At 59.0% G+C, this 11,036-nt stretch carries 12 protein-coding genes; 8 read left to right on the forward strand and 4 right to left on the reverse strand.

Going from position 1 to position 11,036, the window contains the following annotated elements; genetic code table 11:
• The first annotated feature begins 524 nt into the window (after positions 1-524).
• A complete protein-coding gene (locus tag C5F70_RS01435; RefSeq protein ID WP_017849178.1) occupies positions 525-1,910 on the forward strand; it encodes an MFS transporter in 1,386 nt (461 codons plus the stop codon).
• A 58-nt stretch (positions 1,911-1,968) separates the two neighbouring features.
• Here the strand turns inward: C5F70_RS01435 and C5F70_RS01440 are convergent, their stop codons facing one another.
• From C5F70_RS01440 to flgA, 4 genes are all read right to left on the reverse strand, one after another.
• The gene (locus C5F70_RS01440) at positions 1,969-2,718 is read right to left on the reverse strand and encodes a flagellar brake protein (RefSeq protein WP_017849177.1); all 750 of its coding nucleotides are present in this window, start codon (positions 2,716-2,718) and stop codon (positions 1,969-1,971) included.
• Between the two features lie 96 nt (positions 2,719-2,814).
• Positions 2,815-3,285 (reverse strand): flagella synthesis protein FlgN, encoded by a 471-nt coding sequence (locus tag C5F70_RS01445; RefSeq protein WP_017849176.1) that lies wholly within the window; start codon positions 3,283-3,285, stop codon positions 2,815-2,817.
• A 48-nt stretch (positions 3,286-3,333) separates the two neighbouring features.
• Positions 3,334-3,657, reverse strand: coding sequence for a flagellar biosynthesis anti-sigma factor FlgM (gene flgM, locus C5F70_RS01450; protein ID WP_017849175.1), 324 nt, complete (start codon positions 3,655-3,657; stop codon positions 3,334-3,336).
• 141 nt (positions 3,658-3,798) lie between these two features.
• A complete protein-coding gene (flgA, locus tag C5F70_RS01455; protein ID WP_032804943.1) occupies positions 3,799-4,563 on the reverse strand; it encodes a flagellar basal body P-ring formation chaperone FlgA in 765 nt (254 codons plus the stop codon).
• 81 nt (positions 4,564-4,644) lie between these two features.
• Here flgA and C5F70_RS01460 point away from each other — a divergent pair, with 81 nt between their 5' ends.
• From C5F70_RS01460 to C5F70_RS30460, 7 genes are all read left to right on the forward strand, one after another.
• Positions 4,645-5,577 (forward strand): chemotaxis protein CheV, encoded by a 933-nt coding sequence (locus C5F70_RS01460; RefSeq protein ID WP_026140310.1) that lies wholly within the window; start codon positions 4,645-4,647, stop codon positions 5,575-5,577.
• Between the two features lie 42 nt (positions 5,578-5,619).
• Positions 5,620-6,447 carry a protein-glutamate O-methyltransferase CheR gene (gene cheR / locus C5F70_RS01465; RefSeq protein WP_026140309.1) on the forward strand — a complete coding sequence of 276 codons (828 nt, stop codon included), beginning with the start codon at positions 5,620-5,622 and terminating at the stop codon, positions 6,445-6,447.
• 303 nt (positions 6,448-6,750) lie between these two features.
• Positions 6,751-7,158, forward strand: coding sequence for a flagellar basal body rod protein FlgB (gene flgB, locus C5F70_RS01470; RefSeq protein ID WP_003175633.1), 408 nt, complete (start codon positions 6,751-6,753; stop codon positions 7,156-7,158).
• A 3-nt stretch (positions 7,159-7,161) separates the two neighbouring features.
• Positions 7,162-7,605, forward strand: a complete 444-nt coding sequence (flgC, locus tag C5F70_RS01475; RefSeq protein WP_046382341.1) for a flagellar basal body rod protein FlgC — start codon at positions 7,162-7,164, stop codon at positions 7,603-7,605.
• A gap of 16 nt (positions 7,606-7,621) precedes the next feature.
• Positions 7,622-8,347: a flagellar hook assembly protein FlgD gene (gene flgD, locus C5F70_RS01480; RefSeq protein ID WP_104902608.1), complete on the forward strand. Its 726-nt coding sequence runs from the start codon at positions 7,622-7,624 to the stop codon at positions 8,345-8,347.
• 31 nt (positions 8,348-8,378) lie between these two features.
• Positions 8,379-9,695, forward strand: a complete 1,317-nt coding sequence (gene flgE / locus C5F70_RS01485; RefSeq protein WP_104902609.1) for a flagellar hook protein FlgE — start codon at positions 8,379-8,381, stop codon at positions 9,693-9,695.
• 227 nt (positions 9,696-9,922) lie between these two features.
• Positions 9,923-10,981: a hypothetical protein gene (locus tag C5F70_RS30460; protein ID WP_158683828.1), complete on the forward strand. Its 1,059-nt coding sequence runs from the start codon at positions 9,923-9,925 to the stop codon at positions 10,979-10,981.
• The last annotated feature ends 55 nt before the right edge of the window (positions 10,982-11,036 follow it).

The raw sequence follows: 11,036 nt of genomic DNA on the forward strand, positions 1-11,036 counted from the left end.
GGCTGTATTACGCCCGCTTGACGACTGTCCACGTGCTCAGTCGCGAGTGAATCGTTCCGAAGGCTCTGTCGGCCTTGTTCGGGTTACATGCTTTACTCCGACTGATTCGCTGGTTAATCGCGGTGGATTAACGCGTAGACCAGTCTATAGCGCTGGTTTTTTGGATAAATCCATAAGACTGGAAAACAATGTTGATAAAACAGTAACAATTAGTGGCGATACGCATCGGCGACGCCGGCGTGCGGGTAATCATGTGCAGGCGCGGCGGGGGGGCTTTGGGGGCGTGCTCGGTCTTTTCAACACTCGGTCGAACCTTGCGCGTGATCGAGGTTCACAGGTGGTGCGGCGAGTATTTCGCGCAACCTTGTACCTTGTGTGTCACCCAGTAGCGTCTGAGCTGTAGTCCATCGTTTTCACACAAAATATTCCCCGGAAACAGCGCCTGGTGCCTGTCCGGACCCGACCCCCGGGACTATCATGCCGGTAGCCCTGACCCTCACTGCAAGGAGCCGCTCGGAACGCCGATGCGCCAGATCTGGAAATCTTTTCGAGCCCTTTATTTCGCCTCCTTGATGATGCTGATCGGCTCCGGCCTGCTCAGTACGTACCTGGCCTTGCGCCTGGCGGCCGACAACGTCGACAGCCTGTGGGTCGGTGCGCTGATGGCGGCCAACTATTCTGGCCTGGTACTGGGCGGCAAGATCGGCCACCGCCTGATCGCCCGGGTCGGGCATATCCGCGCGTATGCCACCTGTGCCGGGATCGTCGGCGCGGCGGTGTTGGGCCATGGCCTGATCGACTGGCTGCCGGCCTGGATCGTGCTGCGGGTCATCGTGGGCCTGGGGATGATGTGCCAGTACATGGTCATCGAAAGCTGGCTTAACGAGCAGGCGGATGCCAAGCAGCGTGGCGTAGTGTTCAGCGGCTATATGATTGCGTCCTACCTTGGCCTGGTGCTGGGGCAGTTGATCCTGGTGATGCATCCCCAGCTCGGCCCCGAGTTGCTGATGCTGGTCGCGCTGTGCTTCGCCCTGTGCCTGGTGCCGGTGGCGATGACCCGGCGCATTCACCCGGCGCCCCTGCGTCCGGCGCCGATGGAGCCGCGTTTCTTTATCCAGCGGGTGCCGCAGTCGTTGAGCACGGTGCTGGGGGCGGGGTTGATCGTTGGTTCGTTCTACGGTTTGGCGCCGCTCTATGCGTCCCAGCAGGGGCTGAGCACCGAGCAGGTCGGTCTCTTCATGGGTAGCTGCATTTTTGCCGGGTTGGTGGTGCAGTGGCCGTTGGGCTGGCTGTCGGATCGTTACGATCGCGCACTGTTGATTCGCTGCTTCGCCCTGTGCCTGGCGGTGGCGGCATTGCCGTTGGCGATCCTGAGCAAGGTGCCGCTGGAAGTGCTGTTCGTGGCCGGGTTCCTGTGTTCGCTGGTGCAGTTCTGCCTGTACCCGCTGGCCGTGGCGTTTTCCAACGACCACGTCGAAGGTGATCGTCGGGTATCGCTGACGGCCATGCTGCTGGTGACCTATGGCGTGGGCGCCAGTATCGGGCCGTTGCTGGCCGGTGTGGTGATGAAGCTGTTTGGCAGCCAGATGCTGTACGCGTTTTTCAGCCTGTGCGCGCTGATCCTGGTGTGGCGTATCCGGCCTAAAGCGGTGACCAACCTGCATCAGGTCGACGATGCACCGCTGCAGCACGTGGCAATGCCTGACAGCATGTCCAGCTCGCCGCTGGTGGCGGCCCTCGATCCGCGGGTCGATGAGCAGATGGTGCAGGAGCAGATGCAGACGGCGGTTGTCGAGCCCGAGCCTGAAACCGACTCGGAATCACCGGCGGATGAGCCGCTCTTCGAAGGGCCGCCGGAACCACCGGGCCCGGATGAGCATCCCCACGACCTCAGCAGGGCGCGCCCCTGAATGCAAAAACGGGCAGATCCCCAAAGGGTCTGCCCGTTTTTTATCGCGATCTGAATGCTTAAAAATCGTCGTCTTTATCGAAACGTCGTGCTTCGCGTTGCAACTGGTACACAAAACGCTCGACCTGGCGCTGCACCAGGCCGCTCATGTTGTGGAAGCGCACGCCGGCGAAGGTGGTGTTGATCTTCTCTTCGAAGTGCAGGTAACGCAGTTCGACCGAGGTGGTCATGCTGCCAAAGGGCAGTGCGGCGATAAAACGGTCGTAGACCTGGCCCAACTGCAGGCGCTCGGAAATATCGCCTTCAAAGCGCAATTTGCAGCCGGTGGCGGAGATATCCAGCAGCTTGCCGCTGACCGGCGCCTTGAGTTTCTCGCCGCCCAACTCGATATTCACCAATTGCGCGAGTTTCAGCGCGGCGCGGAACGCATTGCGGCGCTGATGGTAGACCACTTCGTCCGGCATGTTGCCGCTGTAGATACGGTGGCCGCCTTTTTCACTGATGCTCAGGGTGCCGTTGCTTTCCCAGGCAACGCGCACGCCGTCGTGAAAGCCTTCGATGCGGAAGGGTTCGCCATTCTCAAGGTAGCGTTCGCCATCGCGGGGGATCATTTCGTCCAGGGCCAGGGTTTTGCTGTCCCGGTCGACGTCGACCAGGTAGCTTTGAAAGCGCTGGCTGCGTTCATGGAAGGTGATGATCAGCGGGTCATGGCTTTCTTGCAGCATGCGCAAGGTGCCAGCGATTTCCAGAGGCGTGGTGAACACCTTGGGTGGCTGCGGAGCTTCTTCCGCATTAAGGGCGTTGAACACGGTTCTTCCATCTCCTGACAAAATACGACTACACGCAAGAACCATCATTTTGCCAGTATGTCGCACGCCTTGGATAGGGCGCACGTTAAACCGACGTCAGGCTTGGCTGCGGGTGCTTGGCTTGACCAGGCGCGAGGTAGAGCCTTGGGCGTTATACAGGGCCGGAGGTTCGCCGCCATGGAGTATGCGCAACTGATTGGCGGTCGTGGCTTGCTGAAGCTGGATCGACTGACCGTTGAGCAGGTTGGCTTCCTGACACTGGGTGAGTAATTGATTGAGTTCTTTGCTTTGGGCCAGCAACCGATCGCCGACCGAGGAATGACTGGCCAACTGTGCGAGGCCGTCTTGATCTGCCGGTAGGCCGAGGCTGACGAGAATCTGGCTACGCTTCTTGCCGTGCTGTTCCAGCAGGACAATCAGCGACTGCTTGCGCGCCAGGATTTCTTCCAGCAGCGGCATATCCCGGCCATAGAGGGCCAGGGATTCTTCTTTGAGCAGCTCGAGCAATTGTTGCGTCGGCGCCAGATCATCAATGATCAGTTGAAGCAGATTTTCGTCGTGGTGCATGGCTGGCCTTGGGTTTTAAGCGTCCAAAAGCCTGGCGCAGGCCTTTGCCTAGCGCTCGGCTTCGAAGTTAAGCAGCTTGCTGGCTACACGGTTGCTGTCGACTTTATAGCTGCCATCGGCGATTGCCTGTTTCAATTCGGCCACACGGGCTTGATTGACGACGGGTTGATCGCGCAGCGAGTCAGTGACCTTCTGCAACTGTTGAGCCTCATTGCTCAGGTGTACGGATTCCCCGCTTTGGCTGGCGCCGGCCTGTTCCGCTTTGGCGGGCAGAGGCTGGGCCTTGGCGTCTACGCTGTCCTTGGTGCCGCTGGTGCGCGTAGTGCCTGGCAAAGCCGGGGCGTTATTCAAACGGCTGAAATCGATGACCATGATAAAAAACCTCTGGGTATTTGGACGCTTGCCATGGTTTCGGCCATACCCGGACAAACTTTAGGCGCGATTGACAATAAACCTGCATGCACGAACGTCAGGCGTACAGTGTAGGAAAAGCTGGCGTCCTATTCCAGTGATCTATAAAGCCACCTCGACTTGGCCCGGCGCGGTGACCCGTGCCTTGATGACGCGGTTGGAATTGAGGTTCTTGACCCGGATCTGTTCGCTCATGCCGCCGTTGGACAGCGCTTCGCCCGGCATTTTCACATTCAGCCCGCCGCTGCTGGCGGAAATGATGACCTGGTCGCCCTTGCGAATGACTTCTGCCTGTTCAAGATGGACCAGGGTGATGACCTGGTCGGCGACCATTGGTCGGGTCAATCGTTGCCCGACAGCCTGGTCCACTGACGTCAGGTAACCCTGGTTGATCAGGCTGATGTCCCGCTCGCGCAAGATGACATCCTCATAGCCGATGATTCCGCTGCGTTTGAGCGGCCGCGACACCACGACGACATCGCGGAACAGTTTGACCTGGGCGGGCACGAACACGGTCCAGGGCGAGGTCCCTTCACAGCGCACCTTGACCGTCACGCGACCAATGGGCTGGGCCGGGCTTTCCAGGCTGGCTGTCAATTCCTTGTCGCACATCGGCATGCGCAGGCGCGGATCCAATTGGTTGACCTGGATTTCATAGCGTCCTGGCGTCTGGGTGGTTGCCAGATAATCTTCTACAGTGAATTCAAGAAAGCCTTGGGTGACGCCGATAAGTAGATCAGGCAAGGTGACGTCGGCGGCGCGGGCAGTGATGCCTGCGCCCACGGCAAACAACGCCATCCAGGCGCAGAGCAATCTGCGATACCGTGAGTGGCGGGTGCGTCGGGAAACTGTCGTTTTCATATCCATAGCCAATAAAAAGCAAAGCTCGTGCCGTTTAGTGTTGGGTGCGCGTCGTACCCCCAAAGGTTTTAGCGTAGGAGTCTGGGCATGGCAGGTGTAATGGATTCAGTAAACCAGCGTACACAGCTGGTAGGGCAGAATCGCCTGGAGTTGTTGCTTTTTCGCCTGGACGGCAAGCAGCTCTATGGCATCAACGTGTTCAAAGTGCGGGAAGTGCTGCAGTGTCCCAAGCTGACGATCATGCCCAAGTCGAGCCCGGTGGTGTGTGGCGTAGCCAACATCCGTGGCGCGACCATCCCGATTCTCGACCTGGCATTGGCCACGAGTTCGGCCGGCCTGCAAGACCGCGAGAACCCGTTTGTGATCATTACCGAATACAACACCAAGACCCAGGGTTTCCTGGTGCGCTCGGTGGAACGTATCGTCAACATGAACTGGGAAGAGATCCATCCGCCGCCCAAGGGCACCGGTCGCGATCACTACCTCACGGCGGTGACGCGAGTAGACAACCAGTTGGTCGAAATCATCGACGTGGAGAAAATCCTCGCCGAAGTCGCACCGACTTCCGAAGCGATTTCGGTTGGCGTCGTCGATGCCGAAACGGCGCACAAGGCGGTTTCGCTGCGGGTGCTGACGGTGGACGACTCCTCGGTGGCGCGTAAACAGGTGACCCGTTGCCTGCAAACCATCGGCGTTGAGGTGGTGGCGCTCAACGATGGCCGCCAGGCGCTGGATTACCTGCGCAAACTGGTGGATGAAGGCAAGAAGCCGGAAGAAGAATTCTTGATGATGATTTCCGACATCGAGATGCCGGAAATGGACGGCTATACCCTCACGGCTGAAATACGCAACGATCCACGCATGCAAAAATTGCATATCATCCTGCATACTTCGTTGTCGGGCGTATTCAATCAGGCGATGGTCAAGAAGGTCGGTGCTGACGACTTCCTGGCTAAGTTCCGCCCTGATGACCTGGCATCCCGGGTAGTCGACCGGATCAAGGCAGCAGATCACGGCTAGGGGAATTTCCCTGGCGGTCACACGATTTAAGAGGCGGTATCATTGTCTACGGGTAATTTGGATTTCGAACAGTTCCGGGTCTTCCTGGAAAAAGCCTGTGGCATATTGCTCGGTGAAAACAAGCAGTATCTGGTATCCAGCCGTCTCAACAAACTGATGGAACAGCAGGGCATCAAGTCCCTCGGTGAGTTGGTCCAGCGGATTCAGAGCCAGCCGCGCAGCGGGCTCAAGGAAATGGTGGTCGATGCCATGACCACCAACGAAACCCTATGGTTTCGCGACACCTACCCCTTTGAGGTACTCAAGAGCAAAGTGCTGCCCGAGGCGATCAAGGCCAGCCCGGGTCAGCGTTTGCGGATCTGGTCGGCAGCCTGTTCCTCGGGGCAGGAACCGTACTCGATTTCGATGGCGATCGACGAGTTCGAACGGACGAACATGGGCCAGTTGAAGGCCGGCGCGCAAATTGTCGCCACCGATCTGTCGGGCACCATGCTCACCAACTGCAAGACCGGCGAGTACGACAGCCTGGCCCTGGGCCGCGGTTTGTCCCCGGAACGCCTGCAGCGTTACTTTGACCCGAAAGGGGCGGGGCGTTGGGCGGTCAAGGCGCCGATCAAGAACCGGGTGGAGTTTCGCTCGTTCAACCTGCTCGACAGCTACGCCAGCCTGGGCAAGTTCGACATGGTGTTCTGCCGTAACGTGCTGATCTACTTCTCGGCCGAAGTGAAGAAAGACATCCTGCTGCGCATCCACGGCACGCTCAAGCGCGGGGGGTATCTGTTCCTCGGTGCATCCGAGGCGCTGAACGGCCTGCCGGATCATTTCCAGATGGTGCAGTGCAGTCCTGGGATCATTTACCAGGCCAAGTAAGTCGCACGCAGTCAAAGTGTGGGAGGGGGCTTGCCCCCGATAGCGATGGTTCAGTTGATGTTTCTATCACTGATACACCGCTATCGGGGGCAAGCCCCCTCCCACATTTGTTTTGCGGCAAGGTAAAAGCGGCAACTCCCGATTGCCGCTTTACTGGCGCCACGCGGAAGCCGCTTGCCGCTTTTCTGGCATTGCCGCCGGCAATCTCTGCGTAACCCCTTGATATATGGGCTTTAGCCAGATTGGCATGCACCTTGCTATAACCCTGTTAACGAACAGCAGGTCAGCCTAAAGGTTTCCGCCATGAGCATCAGCTTCGATAAAGCGCTCGGTATCCACGAACAAGCCCTCGGCTTTCGCGCCCAGCGTGCCGAAGTCCTGGCCAACAACATTGCCAACGCCGACACCCCGAACTACAAGGCTCGGGACCTGGACTTCTCCGCCGTGCTCGCCGCACAGCAGGACAAGACCAAGAACGGCACCTTCGCCTTGAACATGACCAACAGCCGTCATATCGAAGCGCAAGGCCTGAGCAGCGGCGACGAATCGCTGCTGTATCGCACGCCGATGCAGCCGTCGATCGACCAGAACACCGTCGACGCGCAGTTGGAGCAATCGGCCTACGCCGAGAACTCGGTGAACTTCCAGGCCAGCTTCACCCTGCTCAACAGCAAATTCAAAGGGCTGATGTCAGCCCTGCGTGGAGAGTAAGCCATGTCCTTAGCCAGTGTTTTCAATATTGCCGGTAGTGGCATGAGCGCGCAGACCACGCGCCTGAATACCGTCGCCAGTAACATCGCCAACGCCGAGACGGTGTCTTCGAGCATCGACCAGACCTACCGCGCCCGTCACCCGGTGTTCGCCACCATGTTTCAGGGCGGCCAGAGCAGCGGCGGCGATTCGCTGTTCCAGAATCAGGACGCTGCCGGGCAAGGCGTGCAGGTACTCGGCGTGGTTGAAGACCAGAGCAATCTGGAAGCGCGCTATGAGCCTAATCACCCTGCGGCGAACGAAAAAGGCTACGTGTACTACCCGAACGTCAACGTGGTCGAGGAAATGGCTGACATGATCTCTGCCAGTCGCTCGTTCCAGACCAACGCGGAAATGATGAACACCGCCAAAACCATGATGCAGAAGGTCCTGACCCTGGGTCAGTGATAAGGGGCGCCAAACAATGGCCATTGTTGATACGACGAACAACACGGCAGTCCAGGACCTGTTCAACAGCAAGGTCAAGACTGCGACGGACAACAGCAGCCTCAGCACCGCCACCAAGACGGCAACGGGCAACCAGTCGCTGGGCAAGGATGCGTTCCTGCAACTGTTGGTGACCCAACTGAAGAACCAGAACCCGCTGTCGCCTCAGGACAACGGTGCGTTCGTGGCTCAGTTGGCGCAGTTCAGTAGCCTGGAAGGCATCAACACCCTGAACGACTCGGTAAACAGCATCTCCAGCAACTTCAGCTCGTCGCAAGCATTGCAGGCTTCGTCGCTGGTCGGTCGCTCGATCATTACCCAGACCGACAAGGCGCTGGTGGACACCAGCAAGAGCATGACCGGCTCGGTCGAGGTGACGGCGGCAACGGGCAACGTCTCGGTCAAGATTACCGACAAAGACGGTGTCGTGGTGCGTACCCTCGATATGGGCGCACAGAGCGCGGGCAGTTCCGACTTCATCTGGGATGGCAAGAACGCCAACGGTGAGGTCGCCCCGGCAGGTACTTACACCTTTACGGCCACCACCAAGAATGACGCGGGCGACGCAGTGGCTCTGGCCACTTCGCTGCCGGCGACGGTCACCAGCGTGACCCTGAGCAAGACCGGCGGCGAAATGCTGCTCAACCTTGCGGGCGGCATGGGCAGCGTCAAGCTGTCGCAAATTCAGACTATCGGTACATAGAGCCGGCTAGATACGGCAGAGGGAGAGAAACATGTCTTTTAACATCGGCCTGAGCGGCCTCTATGCAGCCAACAAACAACTGGACGTGACCGGCAACAACATCGCCAACGTCGCGACCACTGGCTTCAAATCGTCTCGTGCGGAATTCGCGGACATCTACGCGGCGTCCAAGCTGGGCACCGGCCAGAACAGCATCGGTAACGGTGTGAACCTTGCGGCCGTGTCCCAGCAATTCACCCAGGGCGACGTCAACAACAGTGGCGGAATCCTGGACATGGCGATCCAGGGCGGTGGCTTCTTCGTACAGAAGGGCAGCGACGGTTCGCTGGAATACACCCGTAGCGGTGCTTTCCGTGCGGACAAAGACGGCTACATCACCAACAACACCGGTACTTCGCGCCTGCAAGGCTACGCGGCGGATGACAACGGCAAGATCGTCAAGGGCGGCTTGGTCGACCTGCAACTCAACTTGTCGAACCTGCCGCCAAAAGCCTCCAGCACCGTCGATTCCAGCAGTAACCTGAACTCCTCGGAGCCGGTGATCGACCAGGTGGCCAAGCCATTCAACCCAACCGACACCAAGACCTTCACCACCCAGTACAGCACCACCTTGTACGACACCCAAGGCAACGCTCACCCGATGGTGCAGTACCTGGTGAAGACGGACTCCAACCAATGGAAGTCCTACACCTTGATCGATGGGCGTAACCCTGACGGTACCCCGATCAGTGGCGCAGGCGCGGTGGCACCTGTCGCGTCGACCCTGACGTTCGACACGGCCGGTAAGCTCGCTGGCGTGGTCACCCCGCCCAGCATAGTCTCCAACACCACTCTGACCATTTCCAACTGGAAACCGGGCACCGTGACCAACGGTGTATGGACTGCTAACGGCGCCGCGGCCAACACCGGCGGTATTGCGGTCAACATGGCGAATATCACCCAGTACAATTCGGCCAGCTATCGCAACCCGCCGGTCACCGATGGCTATGCCACCGGCCAGATCACCGGGCTGAAAATCGACGGCAGCGGTGTACTGTTCGCCACCTTCAGCAACCAGCAGAGCAAGGCCATTGGCCAGATCTCCCTGGCCAGCTTCAACAACGAACAAGGCCTGCAACCGGCAGGCGGCACGGCCTGGAGAGAGACCTTTGCCTCGGGCCAACCGGGATACGACACCCCTCAAGCCGGCACCCTCGGTTCGATCGTGGCCAACTCCCTGGAGAACTCCAACGTCAACCTGACCAACGAGCTGGTGGACCTGATCAAGGCCCAGAGCAACTACCAGGCGAACGCCAAGACCATCTCCACCCAGAGCACCATCATGCAGACCATCATCCAGATGACCTGATGCGCTAACGCTGCACAAGAAGCCCCTCGATCGAGGGGCTTTTTTTTGCGTTTTATTTGGCATCAGGACCTTTTCCCACCCCCGATGCGGTTACGAGGTGACACGCCTTTGTTGGAACGCACCACACCTGTCTTTCCACCTATCAAGCCGAGAAGCGTTGGGTTGTTTCATTACCTGGGAGAGGCGGTATGTGGAATTCATCGATATCCGGCCAAGGGGCTGGGGGGATGCGTTACGAGGGGGGGTGGGGAGGACAGTACCAGAAGGGGGTCAACCAGTCTGATGGCACCAAGGACGACAAGGGGGCCGTCAAGGACAGTGTCACGAAGCTGATCAAGGAGCTTGAAGATGCCGAAAAAACCTCCAAGAACCAGACGGCCCAGGAGCTGCGGGACAAGCTGAATGAAAAGCGAAAGGAGCTCGGCGAAGAGAAGTTCAAGGAGATCCTCGAAGAGGTGAAGAAAGACGCGCCTGAGGGCTTTCAGGCGTTCATGAAGAGAGCCTTCCCGGAGGAGTTTCCGGATGGCCCGGATGCGCCGCCGTCACCAGCACCGTCTCCATCCCCCTCTCCGGACGGCGGTGGGGGCGGGGGCGGGGGTGGCGGCGGCGGTGGAGGCGGTGGCGGTGGCGGTGGTTTCGGCCCCAGCGAGTCCATGAGCAACAAGCCGATTACCGAAGGCGCGAAGCATTTCGACTACAAGCCCGATGACAGCGAGCCGGGGAAAAAACCGGAGAATATCTGGAGCGGCTTCAGACAGGGGCCGGACGGCAATTGCGTGACGGTTTCGGCGATTAAAGCCGCCATGATGCAATTTGGCGAGAAGCCCACCGACGTCTTCAAAGAGGTCAAGGAAACGGGTAATGGCTACTCTGTGACCATGCGCGATGGTGTCAAGGTTGACCTGACCAAGGATGAAGTGCGGCTGGCTGCCACCCATGCACGTTTCCAGGGCGATGACCCGAAAATGATGACCAACGCCAATTTCATGTTTGCCGTCAGCGCAAAACGGGCGCAATTGGAAAACAACGATGGCACTGCCGGGCGCAGCTTTCTGGATGGCATACGTACCCTCAATGATGGCGAGTACACTCGGGAAGGGTTGGACCGTCTGGGCTTGCGCAAAAATTACCGGCAGGCCACGGATGCCGACTTGCGAAGCAGCAAGGTGGGGACGGTGGAGTATGGCGGTCATTCGATGGCGGTGATCGATGGTCGGATTGAACTGTGGGGCAAGCGGGGCGGGGTGCCCCGGGCGGGGATTGCGACCATATTGTTCGACGACTGACGAGCCTTTGCCCAGGCAAAAGAAAACCCCGATAAACCCAACTGCAGCAAGGGGT

The organism is Pseudomonas sp. LH1G9, from assembly GCF_002949975.1.
Taxonomy (GTDB): Bacteria; Pseudomonadota; Gammaproteobacteria; order Pseudomonadales; family Pseudomonadaceae; genus Aquipseudomonas; species Aquipseudomonas veronii.